The following is a 25,329-nucleotide window of genomic DNA, read 5'->3' as shown; positions in this document are numbered from 1 at the left end:
GTTACTCCTGCTCTGCGTCGGCTGCGGTGAATTGGGTGTTAATGATGGCTTCAACCAGCGTGATGCCGATGGGCGTAAGCGTGACCACGCCCTGCTCAATAACCACGAGATCTTTTGCCTGCAGCTTTTCAAGCGTCGGCCTGATAATGCTGTTTTCAAAGAAGCTTTTGCCGTTAAAGCGCCCTGAGAACACGGCGTCGTCAACCGGGATCAGCGTGGAGAGCGCCATTTTGAAGGCGTTGACTTCGCGCTGCTCTGGCGAGATGCCGTGGCTTTCTTCGATAGGCAGGCGGCCTTCGTCCAGGTACTGCTTATATTGCTTATAGCCGGTGATATTGATGGCTTCGGCGCGGGTGCATTTCGAACTGCCGCCCAGGCCAATGGCGACTTCGGGATACTGCTTATCCAGATCGGTGATCAGGCCCTTCCACTTTTCAGCCTCCAGATGATTCTGGTGGAAATACATCGTGGGGTGTTCGCGATAGCCCTTATTGAGGTATTTCTCGACCAGCTCGCGCATTTGGTACTGCTTGCCAAGCCCGGGGAAGGTCATGCTGTTCATGTTGATCAGCCCTTTTTTCTGCCAAAGGCTCTCGCGCTCGCCTGAAACGCCGGTGCGCGTTTTCATGAATTCTTCCATGTGCAGCTTGGTGCAGACCACGTGGGAGAGATCGAGCTCAAGGGTGCGCTCCATGTCGTACTTCACGTCATCCACGGTCTGGCCCAGCATGCCGTAGATAAGATCGACGCTGACCCAGTCGATGCCCTGTTCGCGAGCGCTGCGAATAGTCTCTTCGCACTCATCAGCGGTGTGCTGGCGGCCGCAGGCGGCAATGATGGCGTCGTTAAAGGACTGGGTGCCGAAGCTGATTTTGCTAAAGCCCAGCTCTTTCAAAATGCCGATGTATTCGCGGTTTAATGTTCCGGGCTCACCTTCAAAGCGCAGCGTTGCCGCAGAGAAATTAAAGTGCGTGTAATAGAAATCCATCAGCCGACGCAGCTCAGGTTCCGGGAGCAGGGAAGGCGTGCCGCCGAAGATGTTGAATTCACCAATTTCCGCTTTTGACAGGCTCGGCACTTTTTCCAGCCACATCTTCGCTTCTTTGATGTTGTAGTCCACCAGATCCCGGAATACGCCCTCGGCCGAAGGTGATTTAGGGTTCAGGATCACCGTCGGGTACTGGCAGAAGTGGCAGCGGTAGCGGCAGGTCGGAATATAGGCCCAAAGATGGATCTGCTTCGCTTCACGAATATCGTGTTCCATATCGGCAAAGAACGACTCCAGCGGATAGTTCTCGATGTCGCCGGGGAAAACATGGCAGCCAAAAGGATCTTTATGGACGTAGTCCAGAAAAGCCTGGTTCTCCGGATCGGAAAGGAAAGAGTAAACCGCCGGAACAGGGTAAGCCGGGTCGAGATCTTTTAATGACGCGAGAGCTTCGGTATTCATCAGAACACCCCTCCGTTGGCAAAGTAGTTATGCGCTTCGCCGGACTCGCGATCTTCACAGAAGTACCAGACAAAGCGTTCGAAATCTTTTTCCTCGACGCTGTCAAAACAGGCTGGCAGAGGCGGCGCGTAGCCAATATCCTCCCCGACCGCGTTGCGCAGCGCGGCGAATATCTCGTGACGAAACTCGAAGTAGAGCCGGTAGGCCGGCGTTTTGTAGCTATGAATGGGTTTGAAATCGATGATGCTCATCTCACGTTTAATGGCGTGAATGCGCTGGTAGAGCCGCTCCGCAACTTGCGGGGTGAAGAAGTCACGTACCCGCTCGTTCTCCAGCAAAATGTGCGGATTCAGCAGCGCCGGAAGGACGATATTTTTCGGGATATAGTCCTTGATAGAGTATTCCCAGCCCTGTTTAGCCTGCTCCTCGGTGAGGTCAATTAGCGTGTTTTTTTGGATTGAGACGTCCGGGCGAACGTCTTTCATGATAATGATGCCGTCGCTGCCGTAGGCGATGCCGTTAATCACATCGTCAATAATGGTATCCACGCGGCGGCTGTTAATTTCTACAAAGGACTCTTTGGCGTAAACCGGTTTGCCGCCCCAGGCGATGATCCTGATGCCGAAATCCCAGTCGTCGGAAAGGTGTTCAACGAAGCGACCTTTTTCCAGCTGATAAAAGATTTCGATGCCGCCCACTTTTTCATACAGGCCGCGCTCAACGGCGAAGCCTTTTCCATCCGGGAAGCCGCCAAACAGCGAAAAGGAGACGTCGCGGCAGCGCAGCGTTTTTTGTATTTCACGGTAGAGGTTTGGCCGCTGCTTGAATGCATCGTGGTTGTAGTAGTAATTGCAGGTGCCGAGATCGCCGTCGTCGGCAATCATTTTCTCTATCAGGGTATGCAGCCAGTAAGGATCAACGGTGCAGTCGGCGTCGGCGGAAACAATGTAGTGTTTATTGCTTTTCCCCAGCCTGGCGTCACGCGCCCGCGAACGCAGCGCGGCGTAATCCATACCGCATTTACGCGCGGAAGAGACGCCCTGAATTTTCTCCTGAATGATATGAACATCCATGCCTGGATGTTTTTCTTTGAAGTGGTTTATCTTTTCAACGGAATCATCATGAGAATTGTTATCGACAATAATCACTTCATAGGCGTCATGGGTGATCAAACGGCCATGAGTTTGTTGATCAAACAGCGAGGCCAGAACCTCATCAATTCGGTCGCTTTCATTGTAAACAGGCAGCACAACCGAGACGAAAATGTTATCGCGCATATCTACTCCTGGGGCGGTGATATTAAGAATGTCCATCACGTTGTTGGCGAGGATGTTTTTGCCGATGGCGAAGTTTTTCGCGGCAATATGATCCCTTTGCGGTTTATTGGTCAGCAGTAAAAAAACTTCGTTGATAAAGGCCTCGTCAGGCAGGCCGTCTTTGCCGTCCGAGATGGGCATGACCGGCGCTTCAAAGCCGTGCTGGCCGTAGACTTCCGGGTAGTATTCATAGCGAGTGGTGATGTAGCAGCGATGACTGCTGATGGCCTCACCAATGGGGTTTCCGTAGCTGTCGTAATCCCAGGAGGTGAGGAATGAGACCAGATCGCAGGAATGATAGAGATCCTCGATAGTGATTTTTCCCTGGCTCATCGGCATAAAGTTATGGTGCAGCGGGCCAAGAAACTTCACGCAGGACGCAACGTCCAGGTCGTGCGCTAACTGCTCAAGTTCGCTCGCATGCGTGGCGTGTTCGCGGGTATCGCCGGCTATCAACAGCCACACCGTTTTATCAATATTGTGCTTTCTGAAGAGATGGTTAAGGCGTTGAACCAGCAGCACATCGCGATCCAGACGTTTCTGCGGAATAATGCGCGTAGTGCGGGCAATAACCATGTCCTGCGCGGGGATATTCAGCGATGGCCGAATGTTTTTCAGCGCCTGCCGCCCGCTAAAACTGTAGGTATTTTTCACCACGTGAATATTCACTTCACGCTGGCACCAGTGCTCGAGCTTCTCTTTAAGATCGTTATTCAGCGTAACGTAGCTAATAAAGGGGGAATTTACGGGTTTAACGGCATGGGTGTACGGCGGTAAACCATACTTCATGATGTTTTTCTCGCTGTTCCACATCAGGTCATGATCGCGCCAGATAACGAAATTACCGAGCTGATGGCGATGGCCGTATTGTTCGATAGCGAGATAAAGTGCTCGGGTGTAAATAATATTTTCTGGCAGCGTACCGTTTTCGACAATGACGGTACAAATACGCAGCTGTTCCCATTGAAGCAAAATTCTTTGGGCTAAAGCCTGAGCCGACTCTTCAACGGCGCTGATGATTTCATTTTTTTCTTCGAGTGAAACCGAAAGTCTTTCGCTGATAAGCACGCTGTGAGCTTTATCAATAAACTCCGGAGAATAATTAGGGACCGACGTAATATCGGGGATGCGCGTTAAGGTAAACGCATCGCGATAAATCTCGGGCTCGTGACCGTAAGGCTTATTAAAGTTGCCTTTGTCGACTTTGATGTCGTAGCCGAGATCGAGATATGACTTTATGCCTTTCTGTTTAAGGTTTTGCGAAACTTTTAATGCTTCCACCGTAATACCCGACACGGCGACGGCATCAAACGAAATGAACATTGCGTACCTTTGACCATAGACGTCCATGGTGACGACTCCTTTGAAGCGAAACGGCTCCGCTAACTTTGTTGCAAGCAATTGATAAACCCTGAATCACCTCGACTGGATTGCGTCGGGGCCATTCAGAACCGGCAGAGTTGAAAAGCTTGTCAGCGTCCTCTGTGGCGCGGACTTTCAAGTGCTGTATGTGTCAAAGTGCCGGCAAGAATAAGCTTGCTGGATAGTTAAACGCTTTAGCGTTTTATAGGTGCTGCATTATTATTTTTAGGGTAAAGCTGTTCGCCGGTTTTATAATGTTACCGGTATATCTTTCCTGCGATTATTCTTAATTTATGACGTCAGGTTTCTGATTATTTTTTATTAATGATGAGATCCTCAAGTGGTTTAAAAGACCGGGCAATCTTAAACCTCTCTTTTTTTTATCGTAAAGCGGGAACGTTCCAGTTGGTGAGCGCTATCACATATTATATTTTAGTTTTTAAAGCTTTAGTTTTAATAACCTTATCCACATTAATATTGCTTATCGGCCTTTTGAATAAAATGCCTGATGAATGTTTAGATATCCATTTAAGAATGCTGGAGAAAGTTGGGAATGTTCCCAGGTGTCGGTGAATTTGCTCGTTCTAAGGTGGGTTTTCTGGCTGTCAAAAAAACGATATGCGCGAAATATTTAACCCAACTTCTCGCTTTAAAATAAGAAAAGAAACTCAACTGACAGGCTGAGTCCTTAATTTTGATATGGGAAGAGCAAAACTTGCCTCCAGTGTTGGTAACCTCTTATTAATATTGATGTATTATTTAAATCATGACAAATAGTAAGGCATAGGGATTACGTTGCCATTAAATATTTACTTACTATATAGGGCTTTTACAGCATCGGAACCGATGGTCTACACGCGCGGATTAAATGTCGAATATGAATTTGTCGAAATTTTTGAAAGAGTTAGGTGATGATGTTGCGCTATTCAAATTTAATGATTTTTAAAGATGGCCTGCAGCTGGCCATTAGCTGAAACGATAAAGCGCAGAACCCATTATTCAGGAACAGGGCAACCTTTCCTGCAGAATTAACGCTGGGGAGAAATACCAGGAGATGAGAGTGAAACTGCCTCTTTCTGAGCGAAAAAGGCAGCGGGTAAAATTAAACCGGTAAGTCTATCAGCAGGCCCCGCAGCGGCGTATCGGCCACCAGCGTGATATTCGTTTCATCACGAATAAAGGCGCCGTCGCCGCAGGTTAACGCTTCCTTCTCTTCTGCTGATGTCACCGCGTGTACCGTGCCGTGAATGGACTGCAGATAGGCCCGAGGTCCATGAAGCTGGAAGCTTAACCGTTCGCCTTTCTTCATCTCAATATGATGGATCCACACCTGCTGGCGCAGCTGCAGGCTATTATGGCTGCCGTCTGGCGTGGCAATCAACTGGTGCGAGGTGCCTTCCAGCGGCACTTTTTGTACCAGCGGGTTTTCACGTTCCGGGCAGGCGTCCAGCCACAGCTGCATACGCGTCAGCGATTTCTCTTTGCTGATGTTGTGCTCGCTGTAGCTGATGCCGGGCTGAGTCGACAGCAGCAGCACTTCACCTGCGCTGGCCTTGACATGGTTGCCCTCGCTATCGCGATATTCAGCTTCCCCTTCCAGAATCAGGTTGAGGATGTCTACCTTTGGATAGCTTCGCGGTTGAAACGAGGCGCCGGGCGCCAGAACTTCCTGGTTGAGCACGCGCAGCGAGGCGTAGCCCAGCAATTTCGGGTCGAAATAGTGTCCAAAAGAAAAGGTGTAGCGAGCCTGCAGCCATCCGTAGTCAGCTTTACCACACTGTTTGGCTGTTCTTGTCGTAATCATAATTCTTGACCTCTCTTTACACTAAACCCATGGTAAGGGTCTGGACGCTGCATTGTTAGCCAGTTAATCTGCTCGGTATGTTCAAATTTCCTGAATGAGAACGAAATGTCGAAAGAGAGAGCGTTGACGCTGGAAGCGTTAAGGGTCATGGATGCAATTGACAGGCGCGGCAGTTTTGCCGCGGCGGCCGATGAGCTGGGGCGGGTGCCGTCTGCGCTCAGCTACACCATGCAAAAATTAGAGGAAGAGCTGGATGTTGTGCTGTTTGACCGCTCGGGCCACCGCACTAAGTTCACCAACGTTGGGCGTATGCTGCTGGAACGAGGACGCGTGCTGCTGGAGGCGGCAGATAAGCTGACGACCGATGCCGAAGCGCTGGCGCGAGGCTGGGAGGCCAACCTGACCATCGTTACCGAAGCGCTGGTGCCGACGGAAAAGCTGTTCCCGCTGGTCGACAAGCTGGCAGAGAAAGCCGATACCCAGTTATCGATTTTTACCGAGGTGTTGGCCGGTGCGTGGGAGCGACTTGAGCAGGGAAGGGCCGATATTGTTATCGCCCCGGATATGCACTTCCGCAGCTCGTCGGAGATCAATTCCCGCAAGCTGTACAAAGTGATGAGCGTTTATGTTGCTGCGCCTGACCATCCGATCCACCTGGAGCCGGAGCCGCTTTCAGAGGTGACCCGTGTGAAATACCGCGGCGTGGCCGTAGCGGATACCGCCCGTGAAAGGCCGGTGCTCACGGTGCGCTTGCTGGACAAGCAGCCGCGCCTGACGGTGAGCTCTATCGAAGAGAAAAGGCTGGCGCTGCTGGCCGGGCTGGGCGTCGCCACGATGCCTTATCCGATGGTCGAGCAGGATATTGCCGAAGGTCGTCTACGGGTTGTCAGCCCGGAATACACCAACGAGATTGACATCATCATGGCGTGGCGTCGCGACAGCATGGGCGAGGCCAAAGCCTGGTGCCTGCGTGAGCTTCCCAAGCTGCTCAAATAAAAAAACGCGTTGGTTTTGCCAACGCGTTTTTCCTTCCCTTCTTTAAAATTACAGGCTGCCGGGCGTTCTGGCGGCTCTGCCCGCAGATTTAATCGTCTTACTGCTGCGCTGCCCGCCGAGGCTTTCCAGACGCATCTGGAACGGTGGGAACGGCATCTCGATGTTGTGCTCGCGGTAGCCCTGCAGAATCAGCTGATGGATTTCGTGGCGCAGCGGCATACGGTGTCCCATCTCCGCGGCGTGAATACGCAGCTCGAACATCTGGATCCCCTGCTGGAGATCGACCAGGAAGGCTTCCGGCTGAGGTGTATCGAGCACCAACGTGCAGCGGTGCGCGGCTTCCAGCAGGATCTGGGTCACCTCCTCCGTATTCGCTTCTGACGGTGCCGGAATGGTGAGTACTACACGCGTGACTGAGTCTGAAAGCGACCAGTTGATAAACTGCTCGGTGATGAAGGCCTGGTTCGGCACGATGATCTCTTTCCGGTCCCAGTCGCTGATGGTGGTCGCGCGCGTGTTAATTCGCGTGATGGTGCCTGTCAGGTCACGGATAGTCACCGTGTCGCCGATACGTATCGGCTTCTCAAACAGAATAATCAGGCCAGAGACGAAGTTGGCGAAGATCTGCTGTAAACCGAAGCCCAGCCCCACGCTGAGTGCCGCAACCAGCCACTGTAGCTTGGACCACTCAATCCCCACCATTGAGAAGCCAACCAGACCGCCAATCAGCAGCAGCAGGTATTTTGTAATGGTGGTGATGGCATAGCCGGTGCCGGGCGTTAAGTTCAGGTGCTGAAGAATGGCCAGCTCCAGCAGGGCGGGCAGGTTACGTACCAGCTGGGTGGTGATGATCAGCACCAGGATAGCAATCAGCACCGCGCCCAGCGTAATCGGCTCAATGCTCTCTACTCCCTGCACCGTGGAGGTCACGTCCCACAGCGTAATGTTGCCGAGGAAGCCAAAGGCCGAGTGGATCTCCGACCAAAGCACAATCACCGACAGCAGGGCAACCAGCGTCAGGAGAGAGCGAACCAGGCGCAGAGACTGGGCGCTGATAGTGTCGAGATCGACTTCCGGTTCATCCAGAGATTCTACGGAACCTTCGGTGCTGTTGGCGTGCGCAGTCTCTTCCTCTCCCCGCGCACGCTGGGCGAGGATTTCTGCCCGGCGATGCTTAGCGCGGTCAAACGCCAGACGACGGCGCTGAATCAGCATCCAGCGGCGGATGATGTGATAAATCACCAGCAGCAGGAACCAGATGGCAACGGAGGTTTCCAGACGGCCCAGCAGCGCCTGAGCCGTCGCCAGATAGCCGACGATGGCCGCCAGAATCGCCAGCAGCGGCGCGCAGAGCAGCAGGTTCCACAGGATGGTGTTGACGATGTTGTCGCCGTCGCCCTGTTTGTCGAGATAGAGCGGTAGCCCGGCGCGCTTAAGGCTGAGCGTAACGATAGCCAGCGCGCCGCAAATCATGATGAAGCAAAGCCTGCCCAGCGAGCCCGAAAATTCACGGTCGTTGAGATTATCGAACATGATCAGCGCCATGATCAGCGGCACTATCAGGCCGATGCTCATGATGTAGTAGCGCATTGCCCGGCCAACGCGCTCGCGCGGCCAGCCAAAATGCACCACAAACAGCCCGGTAGGGCGTGCGAAGGTGGCGCAGATCATCACGCCCCAAAGCAGGGGAACCGTCGCGGTCACGCCGTCGCCGATCGCCACCGCGATAGGGTAAGGCCACGCTTCCTGCAATCCATAGCCAAGTGTTGCCCAGAGTACGGGGAGCGGGGAGGCGACCAGGATTGACCAGAATACCGTGCGCAGCGTCAGGCTGAAGTGGTCCTGGGTGACTTTTCCGACTCTGGCGCTGGAGCGCTCAAGGAAGGCGGTGAAATGGCGACGTGAGCTAATGCTGAAACCTACCAGAATCAGCGCGCCGAAGAGCGGCAGCAGCGTCTCTTTGCTGGTCACCATCATGATCGCGGCTTTCCCCAGCTGGCTGAAGGTATCCAGCGACACCAGTCGCCGCAAATCCTGCACGATTTCCAGCGGCCAGCTGATGCCTATCGGGCTGACGTCTGACGTCCAGAACAGGTAGCGGTGGGTTGCCTCGTTCACCTCTTTCAGCGCGTCTTCCAGCTGGCTGTTTGCCACTTTCAGCTTGGTTAACTCGAGGATCAGGGTATCGCCGCCCTGCAGCAGGGAGTTAAGAAGCTCACGCTGGGTGCGAAGCTGGGCCTGCAGGATCTTATTTTGCTCTGCCGTCAGCGGGCTGCCGTCAGCCTGGCGAACCTGGCGCAGCTGCGCCTGCTTGTTGAGCAAATCTTCATAGTGCAGACGTTCTACGCGCAGTTGAGCAAGCTCGGTATCCAGCTGCTGCGGTTTTGGCATGTCCGGCAGGCGGGCGACCTGGGCGCGCAGGGCTTCACCCAGCACGTTGGAGACGCCCAGCCACTGGGACTGCTCCCGCAGCGTATTCAGCGCCTGACGCACCTGCAGCGTCTGATTGTTGGCCTGACGTTGCTGGGAGGCCACCAGGTCCATACGCTGGGCCTGCTGATTGAGCGCCTGAGAAAGCTCGCGGTTGTTTTTGAACTGCTCGACGATTTCCGGCGGCAGGTTAGCGCTGGTTTCCGCCAGCAGCTCGGTGCTTTCCAGCGCCTGCTCTGCTTCACGCTGGCGCTGGCTGTTGAGCTGGTTTCTCAGCGCCTGAAGATAAGCGTCCAGCTGCGTGCTCTGCTTTTGCGCCAGCTCGGCGCGCATGCGCGACAGCTCCTGGCGATTGTTAGCGGAAAGCTGGGCCAGCTCGAGCTCATCAACCTGAGCCTTCAGGCGTGCGGATTCGGCCTGCAGCAGGAAATGCTGGGCCTGGGCGAGGGGCGTACTGCCGCCCGGTTGAGAGCCTGCCCGACGTTCGATGTCGTTGAGCTGCCGACGCGCATCGGTTTGCTGCTGAGGGAGCTGACTTAGCGAATCGCTGATGTCGCGAGTTCTTTCCTGCTCCTGCTGGGCAAGGCGGCTTTTGTCCAGCAACTGGCTGCTGACCTGCAGGATCTCCTGGTTCAACGCATCGCTGCTCATGCCTGGCGGCACTTCGTCAGGTTCATCGCGCAGGTTGGTGAGCTGTTTGCGCAGGGTCTGCGACAGCTTAGGGAAGTTATCAATGACTTGCTGGTACTGTTCGGCGCGTTCAAGCGAGGCTTTACGTTCGTCTAACGCGTTCAGCGCCGACTGGAGAGCTTCCACAATCTCCGCCTGGTTTGGCGTGTTTTTGGCGGCCTTAGCCTGCTCCAGCTCCTGCGAGATTTGTTTTGCATCGGGCGCTGTTGCGGCATACGCCCCCAGGCTGAGGCACCAGGCCATCAGAAAAGTGATAATCAGGCGCACGTCAGTTACCTATAACGTTGCTGGGAACTTTCAGGCAACTGGCTGTCAGCTGCCTGTTGTTCGACATTATTCTGCGGTTTTTGGCGCTTCCGGGGTGTCTGCTTCGGCGGCCAGAGTATCGGCAGGGATTTCACTCACCGGGACTTCAGGTTCGATAACCGGCTCGGAAGAAACGGCCAGCGGTTCACCGATTTTCGTCGCTGACAGGCTTTTCAGCTGCTCGACCAGGTTGACTTTGCCCGGTGCGAACAGGTTAATCACCGTGGAGCCCAGCTTGAAGCGGCCCATTTCCTGGCCTTTAAGCAGCGCTACTGCGCCTTCGCTTTCGCCGGCAGGCCAGGTCCAGCGCTTGATAACGCCTTCGCGCGGCGGAGTGATGGTGCCGGCCCAGACGGTTTCGATGCTGCCGACAATGGTAGCCCCGACCAGAATTTGTGCCATCGGGCCAAACTCGGTGTCGAACAGGCAGATAACGCGTTCGTTACGGGCGAACAGGTTTGGCACGTTTTGCGCGGTCAGATGGTTCACGGAGAACAGATCGCCCGGCACATAAATCATTTCGCGCAGAATACCGTTACACGGCATATGTACGCGGTGATAGTCGCGTGGAGAAAGGTAAGTCGTGGCGAAGCTGCCGTTACGGAACAGATCTGCCATCAGGTAGTTACCCGCCAGCAGCGCTTCCAGGCTGTAGTTATGGCCTTTCGCCTGCAGGATCTTGTCTTCTTCGATGCGGCCCAGCTGGCTTATCACGCCGTCGGCAGGCATCACCAGCACGTTTGGATCGGTGTTTACCGGGCGAACGTCGTCGCGAAGCGGGCGCACAAAGAAGTCATTAAAGGTGCGATAAGCGGCGGTGTCCGGCTTCTGCGCCTCTTTCATGTCCACTTTGTAGTATTTGACGAACAGATCGATAACCAGCCTGGTCAGCCAGCCAGCACGTTTGCTTGCGCCCCAGCCCGCCAGGCGAGTCAGCCACAGTTTTGGCAGAAGGTACTGGAGCGAAAGTTTAATGTTGTCTAACAAAATAGCCTCCTGGCTAAATGCCCTGATAGATGGGCCGATACAGAAAAGGGGCGATTCTAGCGATGCCCAGCTTAATTGTCAGTTGTCAGTATCAGAAAAGCTTTTACGCGTTTTTACCTGCGCCATGCTTTCCAGAATACGGTGGTAGTTTTCGAAACGCGTTTCAGCGATTTCGCCTTTCTCCACGGCCTCGCGCAGGGCACAGCCTGGATCGTTGTCGTGGCGGCAGTCGCGGTATTTACAACGGCCTAAATAGTCATGGAATTCGACAAATCCGTGGGTGATTTGTTCAGGCTCGAGGTGCCAGAGGCCAAACTCACGCACGCCGGGGGAGTCAATCACGTCGCCGCCGCCCGGGAAGTGATAAAGACGTGAGGCGGTGGTGGTATGTTGTCCGAGGCCGGAAACGTCGGAAACGTCGTTCACCAGGATCTGTTTTTCGGTGAAGCCCAGCAGATTGTTCAGCAGGCTAGATTTCCCCACGCCGGACTGGCCGGCAAAGATGCTGATGCGCCCAACCAGCTCGGCTTCAAGATCTTTTAAGCCTTCCGCTTTATAGCTGGAGACCATCAGCACGCGATAGCCAATCTTGCGGTAGATATCCATCTGTTCGTTAACAAAGGCCCGGCCTTCGTCATCCAGCAGATCGGTTTTATTCAGCACCAGCAGTGGCTCAACGTCGAGGGTTTCGCAGGCTACAAGGTAGCGGTCAATAATATTCAGCGACAGCTCCGGCAGGATGGCCGAAACGATAATGATCTGATCGATGTTTGCCGCAATCGGCTTCACGCCATCGTAAAAGTCCGGGCGGGTGAGTACGGAGGTGCGCTCATGCACCGCCTCAACGATCCCTTTTTTAGAGACGCCTTCGGCGGCCTCTTTCGCCAGGCGCCAGACCACCTTGTCGCCGGTGACCAGCGAACGAATGGTGCGACGAATGTTGCAGCGGTGTACCGTGCCTTCATGGGACTCAACGTCGGCATGCTGGCCAAAGCGGCTGATGACCGTGCCTTCGCGCGGTTCACCAAACTGGGCATCGTCGTAGTCGGCTTTCTCCACGGTTTTTGTCAGACGACGCTGGTGGTTCGCGTTGACGCGGCGCTGCTGCCCTTTGGAGAGTTTATTTTTGCTCAAGCGTACTGGCTCCTGGTCGCCCCTGGAGGGCAAAACCTCTATGATACACACTATTTTATACGATTTAACCCATCGTCAAGGGTGGGCTGCGCACAAGAAGGGTGGAAAATAGCATGAGTGGAAACGAAAACAATCTGATTTGGATTGATTTAGAAATGACCGGTCTCGATCCTGAACGGGATCGCATTATTGAGATTGCTACCCTGGTGACAGATGCCAACCTGAACATCCTGGCAGAAGGGCCCACCATCGCGGTACACCAGTCTGATGAACAGCTGGCGCTGATGGACGACTGGAACGTTCGTACCCATACCGCCAGTGGTTTGGTTGAGCGGGTGAAAGCCAGCACGCTTGACGATCGCGCGGCGGAGCAGGCGACGATTGCCTTTCTGCAGCAGTGGGTGCCGGCGAACACTTCTCCTATTTGCGGTAACAGTATTGGGCAGGATCGTCGCTTCCTGTTTAAGTACATGCCGGAGCTGGAGGCGTACTTCCACTATCGCTATCTCGACGTCAGCACGCTGAAAGAGCTGGCACGTCGCTGGAAGCCGGAAATTCTGCCTGGCTTTAAAAAGCAGGGGACTCACCAGGCGATGGACGATATTCGCGAGTCGGTGGCGGAGCTTGCTTACTACCGCGAGAATTTTATTAAGCTTTAAAAACAGTCCCCTCATCGCAAGGTGAGGGGAAAATAGCCATTCGCGACGATAAAATAATCATCTTGACGATTTAACCAGCAGTCAGACAAAAAACGCGAAAAAAAACGTTTGAGGGCTTGCGACAAAAACGAATTCTCGTATAATGCGCCTCCCGTACCGATGCAGAATTTGCAGCGTTACACAGAGCGGGAATAGCTCAGTTGGTAGAGCACGACCTTGCCAAGGTCGGGGTCGCGAGTTCGAGTCTCGTTTCCCGCTCCAAAATTTGATTTGGCTTTTACAGCCTGCACCACCCAAGCGGGAATAGCTCAGTTGGTAGAGCACGACCTTGCCAAGGTCGGGGTCGCGAGTTCGAGTCTCGTTTCCCGCTCCAAAATTTGATTGGCTTTTACAGCCACGCACCACCCAAGCGGGAATAGCTCAGTTGGTAGAGCACGACCTTGCCAAGGTCGGGGTCGCGAGTTCGAGTCTCGTTTCCCGCTCCAAATTTTCCTCTCAAGTACAAATTATCCACAGCGCCGACAGGCGTCGCGGACGGTATTTTGCTGTCTTGCAATACTACTATAAACAGACTTATCCACAGGCGCCTGTCCCTCTGCTCCGCTTCTACAAATGTAATGTTTTTTACATCAATATTTTAAGTTGTTGATAATTAATGATTTAATTTAATTTCGAAATATTAATGTAATACTTGCAGAAATTTTGATGCTTGAATGACAAAGCCTTTTTGAATTTTATGCACACGCTGTGGACATATCATGCGTCGCGTGGCAGCCCCTTTTCGATCACCCTCACCAGCCGCTGTTTCTGCGGCAGCTGAACCTCTACGGCCTGCTCGCTTCGTCTGGCTAATTGTTGCGCAATCGCCCATTCAATGTGCTCATCCAGAAGTGGGTGCTCACCTTTTCTCATTTCAAGCGCCGCCAGGTTGGCCTCATCCCAGGGCGCATTGCCCAGCGCAACGGCGATATTACGCAGCCAGCGAAGATGCCCGATACGGCGAATGGCTGAGCCTTCCGTCACGCGCAGGAAGTGCTGCTCGCTCCAGGCGAACAGATCGGTCAGCGGCGGGGAGTGGAGCGCTTTGCGCGGGCTAAAGTCATCTTCTTCGCTAAGCTGCGAATAGCGGTTCCACGGGCAGATGAGCTGGCAGTCATCGCAGCCGTAGATGCGGTTGCCGATAAGCGGCCTGAACGCTTCCGGAATGGCGCCTTCAAGTTCGATGGTCAGATAAGAGATACAGCGCCGCGCATCTACCGTGTAAGGCTCGACGATGGCCTGGGTCGGGCAAATTGTCATGCAGGCTACGCAGCGGCCGCAGCCCTCTTCGACGGGAGAGTCAATCGGCAGCGGGATATCGACCAGCAGTTCACCGAGAAAGAAGAACGAGCCGGCCTCGCGATTGAGGATAAGTGAGTGCTTACCTGTCCAGCCCAGCCCGGCTTTTTCCGCCAGCGGACGCTCAAGAAGCGGCGCGGAGTCGACAAAAGGTCTAAAATTCAGCGTGGAGCAGTGGGACTGAATCATTTCTCCCAGCTTTTTTAAGCGGTTACGCAAGACTTTGTGGTAATCACGCCCCAGCGCATAGCGGCTGACGTACCCGAGCTGCGGGTTTTTCAGCGTTGAGGCGAAGGCGGCGTTAGCGGGAAGATAGTTCATGCGGACGCTAATGACCCTGAGCGTACCGGGCTGCAGCTCGTGTGGGCGTGCGCGCATCATGCCGTGTCGGGCCATCCAGTCCATTTCACCGTGATATTGCTTATCGAGCCACTCCTGCAGCTTTGGCTCGCTGGCGGTGAGGTCGGTATCGGTAATACCGACCTGCTGGAAGCCAAGATCTTTGCCCCACTGTTTAATATTTTGCGCTAACTGATTGTAATCGAGGGGCTGTGACATGACGGACCATAACCTGAAAAAGTACGCCAAAAGTATACCACATTCGGTGTGGCCGGCGGACTGGCTGCGTAAAGCGGAAAGGGATGCCGCCGACAACCTTGGCATCACGCTTTACGAGCTGATGCAGCGTGCCGGCGAGGCCGCATTTCAGACAGCCCGAACGTGTTACCCGGAAGCTCGCCGCTGGCTGATTGTCTGTGGAAACGGGAATAACGGCGGCGACGGCTACGTTGTTGCCCGACTGGCGCAGGCGGCTGGTCTTCAGGTGACGCTGCTGGCCGTAGAAAGCGACAAGCCCTTACCCGAAGAGGCAAGCCAGGCACGCGAAGCGTGGCTTAATGCGGGCGGCGTGCCACACGATGCTGATAAGGTCTGGACTGCTGATGTCGATTTGATTGTCGATGCCCTGCTGGGCATTGGCTTAAACAGCGCCCCTCGCGACAATATCGCCCGGCTTATCGGCCAGATGAATGAGCATCCTGCGCCGGTGGTGGCGCTGGATATCCCGTCCGGGCTGCTGGCAGAAACCGGCGCCGTGCCCGGCTCTGTGGTCCAGGCGGCGGATACGGTGACTTTTATCGCCCTCAAGCCCGGTCTGCTAACGGGCAAGGCGAGGGATGTTGTTGGCAGGCTGCATTTTGCCGCGTTGGGGCTTGAACCGTGGCTGAAGGGGCAGGAAGCGCCGATTTCCCGTTTTGACGTTCAGCAGCTTGCCGACTGGATCAAACCGAGGCGGCCTACGTCGCATAAAGGGGATAACGGGCGACTGGTGCTGATTGGCGGAGACAGCGGTACAGCGGGAGCCATTCGCATGGCCGGTGAGGCTGCGTTGCGTGCCGGGGCCGGCCTGGTTCGGGTACTCACCCGCGCAGAAAACGTTGCCCCGTTGCTTACCGCTTGCCCCGAGCTAATGGTTCACGAACTTACTCCGCAATCGCTTGATGAATCGCTTGAATGGGCGGATGTGGTGGCGATTGGCCCTGGGCTCGGGCAGCTGGAATGGGGCAAAAAGGCGCTGCAGAAAGTTGAAAACAGCCGCAAACCGATGCTTTGGGACGCGGACGCGCTTAACCTTCTGGCAATCAACCCGGATAAACGTCAGAATCGCGTGATTACGCCCCATCCTGGCGAAGCGGCAAGGCTGCTTAATTGCGCTGTGTCACAAATTGAGAGTGACCGCTTACTTGCCGTAAGGCGTCTGGCTAAACGTTATGGCGGAACCGTGGTCTTAAAAGGTGCCGGCACGCTGGTCGCCAGCCACGATCGGCTGGGCATTATCGACGTGGGCAACGCCGGGATGGGAAGCGGTGGAATGGGGGACGTGCTGTCGGGGATCATTGCCGCATTGCTGGCACAGAAGCTTACCCCTTATGATGCTGCCTGTGCGGGCTGCGTGGCTCACGGCGCGGCGGCTGATGTTTTAGCCCGCCAGCGGGGCATGCGCGGTATGCTGGCGAGCGATCTGCTTTCAACGCTTTACCTGTTTGTTAACCCGGATTTGAATACCTGAAGCCATGATGAATCGAGTTATTGCATTACCTGAAGAAGCGGCAACCTTAGCGCTGGGCGAGCGCCTGGCGCAAGCCTGTGAAGGCGCGACGGTGATTTACCTTTATGGCGACCTTGGCGCAGGGAAAACCACGTTTAGCCGCGGCTTCTTGCAGGCGCTGGGCCACAAAGGCAACGTCAAAAGCCCAACGTATACGCTGGTCGAACCGTATCAGCTTGAGCATCTGATGGTCTATCACTTTGACCTCTATCGCCTGGCTGACCCGGAAGAGCTTGAGTTTATGGGGATCCGTGACTACTTCACCAACGACGCAATTTGCCTGGTGGAATGGCCGCAGCAGGGGACAGGTGTGCTCCCGGACCCGGATGTCGAAATTCACCTGAGCTACGAGGCGCAAGGGCGTGAAGCTCGCATTTCCGCCGTTTCCTCATCTGGTGAAGCGTTACTGGCGCGGTTAGCCAAATAGCAAGGATGACGGGATGATCTATCGCGTGAAAGGTTGGTTGATGGCCGGATTCCTGCTGCTGTGCTGTGCACAAGCGGGGGCGGCCGCGTTGTCGGATATTCAGGTTTCAAACGGTGAGAATCAGGCGCGTATTACCTTTAGTTTTATGGGCGATCCGGAATATACTTTTTCACAGGACAGCAAACGAAGCGTCGCGCTGGATATCAAGCAAAGCGGCGTGATTCGCGGCTTGCCGCTGCAGTTTAGCGGCAGCAACCTGGTGAAAAGTATCAGCGCCGGGCAGCCAAAAGACGCTCAATCTTTGCGCCTGATCGTCGATTTAACCCAGCCCGGCAAAACCCGCGCCGTGAAACAGCAAAACGGCGCCAGTTATACCGTTATCTTTACGATTAACGCTGATGCACCACCGCCTCCACCGCCAGCGGTGGCTAAGCGGGTTGAGCCTGTGGCGCCTGTTCAGGCACCCGATCCGGCCCGTAATCCTTTTAAACCTCAGCAGGTCACCGGCGTCATCGGGTCGAATACCGTGATCCGCCCGGCGGCCCGCGCGAAAAATAGCGGCGCGTCAGATACCGTGGTGGTGGCTATTGACGCCGGTCACGGCGGTCAGGATCCTGGTGCGATTGGCCCTGGCGGCACTCAGGAAAAGAACGTCACTATCTCTATTGCCCGCAAGCTGAAAGTCCTGCTCAACGACGATCCGATGTTCCGGGGGGTGATGACCCGCGATGGCGATTACTTTATCTCGGTGATGGGCCGTTCCGACGTGGCACGTAAGCAGAATGCAAACCTGCTGGTCTCAATTCATGCGGATGCCGCGCCGAATCGGGATGCCACCGGGGCCTCCGTTTGGGTGCTTTCTAACCGTCGAGCGAACAGTGAGATGGCGGGCTGGCTGGAGCAGCATGAGAAGCAGTCCGAGCTGCTGGGTGGCGCGGGGGACGTGCTGGCAAACAGCCAGGCGGATCCTTACCTCAGCCAGGCCGTGCTGGATTTGCAGTTCGGTCATTCCCAGCGCGTCGGGTATGATGTCGCGACAAAAGTGCTGGCTCAGCTTCAGCGCGTAGGCTCGCTGCATAAACGTCGCCCTGAGCATGCTAGCCTGGGCGTCTTACGCTCGCCGGATATCCCTTCGCTGCTGGTTGAAACGGGCTTTATCAGCAACAGCGCCGAAGAGCGTCTGCTGGGCAGCGACAATTATCAGCAGCAAATTGCGCAGGCCATTTATGAGGGGCTGCGTAATTACTTCCGCGAGCATCCGCTGCAGTCTGCTCCGTCGAATGAGCAAACTGCCCGAACTCAGCTGGGTTCGCCGCAGCAGGTCGCGGCGACTAATTAAGGAGTTAACATGCCGATTCAGGTTCTGCCGCCGCAGCTTGCGAACCAGATCGCCGCTGGCGAGGTGGTAGAGCGCCCTGCGTCGGTAGTGAAAGAGCTGGTTGAAAACAGTCTTGATGCTGGCGCCACGCGCATTGATATCGATATCGAGCGCGGCGGCGCGAAGCTTATCCGCATTCGTGATAACGGCTGCGGTATCAAGCAGGAGGAGCTGGCGCTGGCGCTGGCCCGCCATGCCACCAGTAAAATCGCCTCCCTGGATGACCTCGAGGCGATTATCAGCCTCGGCTTCCGCGGTGAAGCGCTGGCCAGCATCAGCTCGGTTTCCCGCCTGACCCTGACCTCGCGTACGGCAGAGCAAAACGAAGCCTGGCAGGCCTACGCCGAAGGGCGCGACCAGGACGTGACGGTCAAGCCAGCCGCACATCCTGTCGGGACGACGCTTGAAGTCCTAGATCTGTTTTACAACACGCCTGCGCGACGCAAGTTTATGCGCACCGAAAAAACCGAATTTAACCATATCGATGAAGTTGTGCGCCGCATTGCGCTGGCGCGCTTCGACGTTGCTATTACGCTGAACCACAACGGTAAAATGATTCGTCAGTACCGTGCGGTGCAGGAGGGCGCTCCGCGCGAGCGTCGCCTCGGTGCAATTTGCGGTACACCGTTCCTTGAGCAGGCTCTGGCCATTGAGTGGCAGCACGGCGATTTGACGCTGCGTGGCTGGGTAGCCGAACCTTCTACAACCACCTCAGCTTTAGCGGAGATCCAGTATTGTTACGTGAACGGACGCATGATGCGTGACCGTTTAATTAACCATGCCATCCGTCAGGCCTGTGAAGACAAGCTGGGCGTGGATCAGCAGCCGGCTTTTGTGCTGTACCTGGAGATTGATCCGCATCAGGTGGACGTTAACGTTCATCCTGCCAAACACGAAGTGCGCTTCCACCAGTCGCGGCTGGTGCATGACTTTATCTACCAGGGCGTGATCAGCGTGCTTCAGCAGCAGGGGGAGAATGCCCTGGCGCTGGAGGACACGGCAGAAACCCCAACTGAGCGATGGCAGCCGGAAAACCGGGTTGCCGCCGGGCGTAATCAGTTTGCAGGTCCTGCCGCCCAGCGCGAGCCGCGTGAAGCGCCGCGCCAGGCTTCTTCAACCCCGACAGGCGGCGGTCGTTCCGGTGAGACGGGGGGAACGCCGCTTTGGCCCCATGCCGCACCGGGTTACCAGAAGCAGCAGGGTGCCCTGTATCGCCAGCTGTTGGAGACGCCGGAAGCTGAGCCTGCACCTGCTTCACGTGCTGAAGAACCCGCCGCGCTTGAAGGCCACTCGCAAAGCTTTGGCCGGGTGTTAACGGTTTTGCCGCCGGATAAGGCCTTACTTGAGCGGCAGGGGAAACTTTTCCTGCTGTCGCTGGTGGTGGCCGAACGGTGGCTAAAACAGGCGCAGCTGGCGCCTGGGAGCGAAGGGCTTCGGGCTCAGCCGCTGTTGATTCCGCTGCGTCTGAAAGTCAGCCGCGAAGAACACGATGTTTTGGTTAAATACCAGGCGCTTTTGAAAGGGATGGGGATCGAATTCGATACCGATGCCCGACAGATAACAATTCGCACGGTACCTTTACCTTTACGGAAACAAAATTTACAAATCTTGATTCACGAACTGCCAGGATACCTGGCGCAACAGGCTGATGTCTCGTCGGGCCAGCTGGCGCTGTGGATTGCCCGCCATTTGGCGAGCGATCATGAGCAGTGGAGCCAGTCCCAGGCGATTGCGCTGCTGGCGGACGTTGAACGTCTCTGCCCGCAACTGGTGAAATCCCCCCCCGGCGGTTTGCTGCAACCTGTTGATTTACAATCGGCGATGAACGCCCTGAAAGATGACTGAAAATAAAAAACGGCCACAGGCGATTTTTTTAATGGGGCCAACGGCCTCCGGCAAGACGGCTCTTGCCATTAATTTGCGTAAAACTTTGCCGGTAGAGTTGATAAGCGTGGATTCGGCCCTCATCTATCGAGGGATGGATGTCGGTACCGCTAAGCCAACGGAACAGGAGCTGGCCCAGGCGCCGCACAGGCTACTGGACCTGCTTGACCCGGCTCAGGCGTACTCTGCGGCAGATTTTCGCCGCGACGCGCTGGCCGAAATGGCTGAAATTACCGCCGCCGGGCGTATTCCGCTGCTGGTCGGTGGAACAATGCTCTATTTTAAAGCGCTGCTGGAAGGGCTTTCGCCACTCCCGTCGGCGGACCCGGAAGTCAGGGCAAAGATAGAGCAACAGGCGGCAGAGCAAGGATGGAATGCGCTGCATCGTCAACTGGAACAGATTGATCCGGTTGCCGCTGCCCGGATTCATCCAAATGATCCGCAAAGGCTTTCCCGGGCACTGGAAGTTTTTTTCATTTCGGGTAAAACTTTAACGGAACTCACGCAAACGTCAGGAGAAGCTCTGCCGTATCAGGTGCATCAGTTCGCCATCGCCCCGGCGAGCCGTGAACTGCTCCATCAGCGAATTGAGCAGCGTTTTCATCAGATGTTGGCTTCAGGTTTTGAAGCAGAAGTGCGGGCGCTTTTTGCTCGCGGAGATTTGCATACGGAGATGCCTTCCATCCGCTGTGTGGGTTACCGCCAGATGTGGTCTTATCTGGCAGGGGAAACTTCCTACGACGAGATGGTTTATAGAGGTATTTGCGCGACGCGTCAGTTGGCTAAGCGCCAGATGACCTGGCTGCGTGGCTGGGAAGGGGTTCACTGGTTAGACAGTGAAAAACCGGAGCAGGCATACAGCGAAGTGCTACAGGTTGTTAGTGCTAAGCATGGGTGAATGTGTACAATTGAAGCGTCAGCGTGCGCAAATTTTTACGCAGTTTTTCAGAGTTAATCGCTCTTGAGTGACAAACAACAAACATATAAGGAAAAGATAGAATGGCTAAGGGGCAATCTTTACAAGATCCGTTCTTGAACGCACTGCGTCGTGAACGTGTTCCAGTTTCTATTTATTTGGTGAATGGTATTAAGCTGCAAGGTCAAATTGAGTCTTTCGATCAGTTCGTGATCCTGTTGAAAAACACGGTCAGTCAGATGGTCTATAAGCACGCGATTTCTACCGTTGTTCCGTCTCGTCCGGTTTCTCATCATAGCAATAACACCGGTACCGGCGGCTCTGGCGGCTACCATCACGGCGGCAGCGCGCAGGCTGGTTCTGCGCCGCAACAAGACAGCGAAGAAACCGAATAAGGTCGCTTGCTGTTTTCCCGGTCGGGGGACCAGTTCAGCTGCGTTCCCCGCTGGTCTTTTTGAGAGGTTATACGCTTGTTTGACCGTTATGATGCCGGTGAGCAGGCGGTGCTGGTTCACATCTATTTTTCGCAAGACAAAGACATGGAGGACCTGGCGGAGTTTGAATCCCTGGTCTCTTCAGCCGGTGTCGAAGCACTACAGGTGGTAACCGGTAGCCGCAAGTCCCCGCACCCAAAGTATTTCGTTGGTGAAGGCAAAGCCGTTGAGATTGCCGAGGCCGTTAAGGCCACTGGGGCGTCGGTTGTGCTGTTTGATCATGCGTTATCCCCCGCCCAGGAACGTAACCTGGAAGCCCTGTGCCAGTGCCGTGTTATCGACCGCACCGGGTTAATTTTAGATATTTTTGCCCAACGTGCACGTACCCATGAGGGTAAATTGCAGGTTGAGCTGGCTCAGCTGCGCCATCTGGCGACCCGCCTCGTGCGCGGCTGGACCCACCTTGAGCGCCAGAAAGGCGGGATCGGTTTACGTGGTCCGGGTGAAACTCAGCTTGAGACGGACCGTCGCCTGCTGCGCAACCGTATTATGCTGATCCTCTCGCGTTTAGAGCGTGTAGAAAAACAGCGCGAGCAGGGACGTCGTTCACGTAATAAAGCAGATGTGCCGACGATTTCATTGGTGGGCTACACCAACGCCGGTAAATCCACGCTATTTAATAGAATTACCGCGGCCGATGTTTATGCCGCGGATCAGCTATTTGCCACACTCGATCCTACACTGCGCCGTATTGACGTCGCCGACGTGGGCGAAACCGTGCTGGCAGATACTGTCGGTTTTATTCGCCACCTGCCGCATGATTTGGTCGCGGCGTTTAAAGCCACTTTGCAGGAGACTCGTCAGGCCACGCTGTTGTTACACGTGATTGACGCGGCCGACTTCCGGATGCAGGAAAACATTGCAGCAGTCGATACCGTACTGGAAGAGATTGAGGCGGATGAAATTCCCAGCCTGTTGGTCATGAATAAAATCGATGCGCTGGACGAGTTTGAACCGCGCATCGATCGTAACGACGAGAATGTGCCGATCCGCGTCTGGCTTTCCGCCCAGACCGGTGCCGGTGTCCCACTGCTTTCCAGGCTCTGACAGAGCGTTTGTCTGGTGAAATTGCGCAGCATACGCTGCGTTTACCCCCTCAGGCAGGGCGTTTACGGAGCCGTTTTTATCAGCTTCAGGCAATAGAAAAAGAGTGGACAGAGGAGGACGGCTGCGTGGGATTAGAAGTCCGTATGCCTATCGTGGACTGGCGTCGCCTGTGTAAACAAGAACCGGCTCTGGCGGATTACATCGTTTAGACGCAATCAAACCGGCTCATAAATGTCCTGAAGACTATTTCCCCTTCGGGGGATATCACCGCACAACAAATATGGAGCATAAACATGGCGTGGAATCAGCCCGGTAATAACGGACAGGACCGCGACCCGTGGGGAAGCAGCAAGCCTGGCGGCGACTCTGGGGGTAATAAAGGAGGGCGCGATCAGGGTCCACCTGATCTGGATGATATCTTCCGCAAGCTGAGCAAAAAGCTCGGCGGCCTTGGCGGCGGGAAAAGTGGCGGTAGCGGCGGGAGTCATGCGCCGCAGGGGCCGGGTAAGCCTATTGGTGGGCGCGTGGTTGGGATCGTTGCCGCTGCGGCGGTCATTATCTGGGCGGCGACCGGGTTCTATACCATTAAAGAAGCCGAACGCGGTGTTGTGACCCGCTTTGGTAAATTCAGCCATCTGGTTGAACCAGGTCTGAACTGGAAGCCGACCTTCATCGACAGCGTTCAGGCGGTGAACGTTGAATCGGTACGCGAGCTGGCGGCGTCCGGCGTGATGCTGACCTCTGATGAAAACGTCGTGCGCGTTGAGATGAACGTGCAGTACCGCGTTACCGATCCGCAGCGCTATCTGTTCAGCGTGACCAGTGCGGATGACAGCCTGCGTCAGGCCACCGACAGCGCACTGCGCGGCGTTATCGGTAAATACACCATGGATAAGATCCTCACCGAGGGTCGTACCGTGATCCGTAGCGATACCCAGCGTGAGCTTGAAGAAACCATCAAGCCTTACAACATGGGGATCACGCTGCTGGACGTCAACTTCCAGACGGCGCGTCCGCCGGAAGAAGTTAAGGCCGCCTTTGATGATGCTATTGCCGCTCGTGAAAACGAACAGCAGTACATTCGTGAAGCGGAAGCCTACAGCAACGAAGTTCAGCCGCGTGCAAACGGTCAGGCTCAGCGTATTCTGGAAGAGGCCCGTGCTTATAAAGCTCAGACCGTTCTGGAAGCGCAGGGTGAAGTGGCTCGTTTTGCGAAGATGCTGCCAGAGTATAAGGCTGCACCGCAAATCACCCGCGAGCGTCTGTATATCGAAACCATGGAAAAAGTCCTTAGCCATACCCGTAAAGTGCTGGTTAACGACAAAGGTGGCAACCTGATGGTGCTGCCGCTGGATCAGATGTTGAAGGGCGGCGCTCAGCAGCCGGCCGCGAAGAGCGACAGCAGTGCAGCCAGTAACCTGCTGCGTCTGCCGCCAGCGTCCAGCTCAAGCAGCAGTGCCAGCACCTCTTCGTCCTCCTCGAGTGGCGATATCATGGATCAGCGTCGTGCTAACGCACTGCGCAACGATACCCAGCGCGTAGGGAGTGAATAACGATGCGTAAGTCTTTTGTTGCAGTAATTATCATCGTGCTGGTCGTGATTTACACCTCGCTGTTCGTGGTGCATGAGGGCGAGCGCGGCATTACATTACGCTTCGGCAAAGTCCTGCGTGATGACGAAAACAAACCGGTCGTCTATGAGCCGGGTCTGCACTTCAAGATCCCGTTCATTGAAACCGTGAAAACGCTGGATGCGCGTATCCAGACCATGGACAACCAGGCCGATCGCTTTGTGACCAAAGAGAAGAAAGACCTGATCGTTGACTCCTACATCAAGTGGCGCATTAGCGACTTCAGCCGTTACTACCTGGCTACAGGCGGCGGCGATGTTTCTCAGGCCGAAGTGCTGCTGAAGCGTAAGTTCAGTGACCGTCTGCGTTCTGAGATTGGTCGTCTGGATGTGAAAGACATCGTGACCGACTCCCGTGGGCGCCTGACGCTGGACGTTCGTGATGCCCTGAACTCCGGTTCTGCGGGTACGGATGATGAAGTTGCTACGCCAGCGGCTGACGATGCTATCGCTTCCGCAGCGGCGCGTATTACCGAAGAGACCAACGGCAAAGTGCCTGTGGTTAACCCGAACAGTATGGCGGCGCTGGGTATTCAGGTGGTAGACGTGCGTATCAAGCAGATCAACCTGCCTGCCGAGGTGTCCGAGGCGATTTACAACCGTATGCGCGCAGAGCGTGAAGCGGTTGCCCGTCGTCACCGTTCACAGGGTCAGGAAGAGGCTGAGAAGCTGCGCGCTACCGCTGACTATGAGGTGACTCGTACGCTGGCAGAAGCCGAGCGTGAAGGGCGTATCTCTCGTGGTGAAGGCGATGCAGAAGCAGCGAAACTGTTTGCGGATGCCTTTAGCCAGGATCCGGACTTCTACGCCTTTATTCGTAGCCTGCGTGCTTATGAAGCGAGCTTCCAGTCTAACCAGGACATCATGGTCCTGAGCCCGGACAGCGACTTCTTCCGCTACATGAAGACGCCAGCGAATAGCGCACGTTAATTTTTTCTTGTGATCAAAGAGCCGGTTTACCGGCTCTTTTTTTA

At 55.2% G+C, this 25,329-nt stretch carries 17 protein-coding genes, 3 tRNA genes and 1 pseudogene; 14 read left to right on the top strand and 7 right to left on the bottom strand.

Annotated elements, in window-relative coordinates:
* Position 1: 1 nt before the first annotated feature.
* From EL098_RS20035 to EL098_RS20025, 3 genes are all read right to left on the bottom strand, one after another.
* Positions 2–1,450 carry a radical SAM protein gene (locus tag EL098_RS20035; protein WP_126357782.1) on the bottom strand — a complete coding sequence of 483 codons (1,449 nt, stop codon included), beginning with the start codon at positions 1,448–1,450 and terminating at the stop codon, positions 2–4.
* Positions 1,450–4,089, bottom strand: a complete 2,640-nt coding sequence (locus EL098_RS23615; protein ID WP_232012248.1) for a glycosyltransferase — start codon at positions 4,087–4,089, stop codon at positions 1,450–1,452. Before EL098_RS23615 ends, EL098_RS20035 begins: the two co-directional genes overlap by 1 nt.
* Positions 4,090–5,230: 1,141 nt before the next feature.
* Positions 5,231–5,932, bottom strand: coding sequence for a pirin family protein (locus EL098_RS20025; protein WP_126357780.1), 702 nt, complete (start codon positions 5,930–5,932; stop codon positions 5,231–5,233).
* A 105-nt stretch (positions 5,933–6,037) separates the two neighbouring features.
* Here EL098_RS20025 and EL098_RS20020 point away from each other — a divergent pair, with 105 nt between their 5' ends.
* A complete protein-coding gene (locus tag EL098_RS20020) occupies positions 6,038–6,928 on the top strand; it encodes a LysR family transcriptional regulator (protein ID WP_126357779.1) in 891 nt (296 codons plus the stop codon).
* 48 nt (positions 6,929–6,976) lie between these two features.
* Here the strand turns inward: EL098_RS20020 and mscM are convergent, their stop codons facing one another.
* The 3 genes from mscM to rsgA form a co-directional block, all read right to left on the bottom strand.
* A complete protein-coding gene (mscM, locus tag EL098_RS20015) occupies positions 6,977–10,315 on the bottom strand; it encodes a miniconductance mechanosensitive channel MscM (RefSeq protein WP_126357778.1) in 3,339 nt (1,112 codons plus the stop codon).
* Positions 10,316–10,381: 66 nt separating this feature from the next.
* Positions 10,382–11,341, bottom strand: a complete 960-nt coding sequence (gene asd / locus EL098_RS20010; RefSeq protein WP_126357777.1) for an archaetidylserine decarboxylase — start codon at positions 11,339–11,341, stop codon at positions 10,382–10,384.
* A gap of 78 nt (positions 11,342–11,419) precedes the next feature.
* Positions 11,420–12,475: a small ribosomal subunit biogenesis GTPase RsgA gene (rsgA, locus tag EL098_RS20005; RefSeq protein ID WP_038476238.1), complete on the bottom strand. Its 1,056-nt coding sequence runs from the start codon at positions 12,473–12,475 to the stop codon at positions 11,420–11,422.
* 113 nt (positions 12,476–12,588) lie between these two features.
* Here rsgA and orn point away from each other — a divergent pair, with 113 nt between their 5' ends.
* From orn to EL098_RS19985, 4 genes are all read left to right on the top strand, one after another.
* Complete coding sequence (gene orn, locus EL098_RS20000) at positions 12,589–13,134, top strand: oligoribonuclease (RefSeq protein WP_126357775.1); 546 nt, start codon at positions 12,589–12,591, stop codon at positions 13,132–13,134.
* A 185-nt stretch (positions 13,135–13,319) separates the two neighbouring features.
* Positions 13,320–13,395 (top strand) — tRNA-Gly (locus EL098_RS19995).
* Between the two features lie 36 nt (positions 13,396–13,431).
* Positions 13,432–13,507 (top strand) — tRNA-Gly (locus tag EL098_RS19990).
* 36 nt (positions 13,508–13,543) lie between these two features.
* Positions 13,544–13,619 (top strand) — tRNA-Gly (locus EL098_RS19985).
* 271 nt (positions 13,620–13,890) lie between these two features.
* On the opposite strand, the gene queG is transcribed toward EL098_RS19985, so the two are convergent.
* A complete protein-coding gene (gene queG, locus EL098_RS19980) occupies positions 13,891–15,030 on the bottom strand; it encodes a tRNA epoxyqueuosine(34) reductase QueG (protein ID WP_126357774.1) in 1,140 nt (379 codons plus the stop codon).
* On the opposite strand from queG, the gene nnr reads away from it, so the two are divergent.
* From nnr to hflC, 9 genes and pseudogenes are all read left to right on the top strand, one after another.
* Positions 15,029–16,540: a bifunctional ADP-dependent NAD(P)H-hydrate dehydratase/NAD(P)H-hydrate epimerase gene (nnr, locus tag EL098_RS19975; RefSeq protein ID WP_126357773.1), complete on the top strand. Its 1,512-nt coding sequence runs from the start codon at positions 15,029–15,031 to the stop codon at positions 16,538–16,540. The two genes, queG and nnr, sit on opposite strands and share 2 nt — an antisense overlap.
* Before the next feature lie 4 nt (positions 16,541–16,544).
* Positions 16,545–17,006 carry a tRNA (adenosine(37)-N6)-threonylcarbamoyltransferase complex ATPase subunit type 1 TsaE gene (tsaE, locus tag EL098_RS19970; protein ID WP_126357772.1) on the top strand — a complete coding sequence of 154 codons (462 nt, stop codon included), beginning with the start codon at positions 16,545–16,547 and terminating at the stop codon, positions 17,004–17,006.
* 13 nt (positions 17,007–17,019) lie between these two features.
* On the top strand, positions 17,020–18,345 hold the full coding sequence (gene amiB, locus EL098_RS19965) for an N-acetylmuramoyl-L-alanine amidase AmiB (protein WP_126357771.1): 1,326 nt from the start codon (positions 17,020–17,022) through the stop codon (positions 18,343–18,345).
* A 9-nt stretch (positions 18,346–18,354) separates the two neighbouring features.
* Positions 18,355–20,229: a DNA mismatch repair endonuclease MutL gene (mutL, locus tag EL098_RS19960; protein ID WP_126357770.1), complete on the top strand. Its 1,875-nt coding sequence runs from the start codon at positions 18,355–18,357 to the stop codon at positions 20,227–20,229.
* Positions 20,222–21,166, top strand: a complete 945-nt coding sequence (gene miaA / locus EL098_RS19955; RefSeq protein WP_126357769.1) for a tRNA (adenosine(37)-N6)-dimethylallyltransferase MiaA — start codon at positions 20,222–20,224, stop codon at positions 21,164–21,166. Before mutL ends, miaA begins: the two co-directional genes overlap by 8 nt.
* Before the next feature lie 101 nt (positions 21,167–21,267).
* Entirely contained in the window at positions 21,268–21,579 is a 312-nt protein-coding gene (gene hfq, locus EL098_RS19950) for an RNA chaperone Hfq (RefSeq protein ID WP_008453608.1), read from the top strand.
* Positions 21,580–21,654: 75 nt separating this feature from the next.
* A pseudogene (gene hflX, locus EL098_RS19945) lies at positions 21,655–22,934 on the top strand (ribosome rescue GTPase HflX).
* An 84-nt stretch (positions 22,935–23,018) separates the two neighbouring features.
* Complete coding sequence (hflK, locus tag EL098_RS19940; RefSeq protein ID WP_126357768.1) at positions 23,019–24,278, top strand: FtsH protease activity modulator HflK; 1,260 nt, start codon at positions 23,019–23,021, stop codon at positions 24,276–24,278.
* Positions 24,279–24,280: 2 nt separating this feature from the next.
* Positions 24,281–25,285: a protease modulator HflC gene (hflC, locus tag EL098_RS19935; RefSeq protein ID WP_126357767.1), complete on the top strand. Its 1,005-nt coding sequence runs from the start codon at positions 24,281–24,283 to the stop codon at positions 25,283–25,285.
* The last annotated feature ends 44 nt before the right edge of the window (positions 25,286–25,329 follow it).

The sequence above is a fragment of the Cedecea lapagei genome, from assembly GCF_900635955.1.
GTDB classification, from domain to species: Bacteria; Pseudomonadota; Gammaproteobacteria; order Enterobacterales; family Enterobacteriaceae; genus Cedecea; species Cedecea lapagei.
The sequence above is the reverse complement of the archived record's forward strand: the minus strand, read 5'-3'. Positions and strand labels throughout refer to the sequence as shown.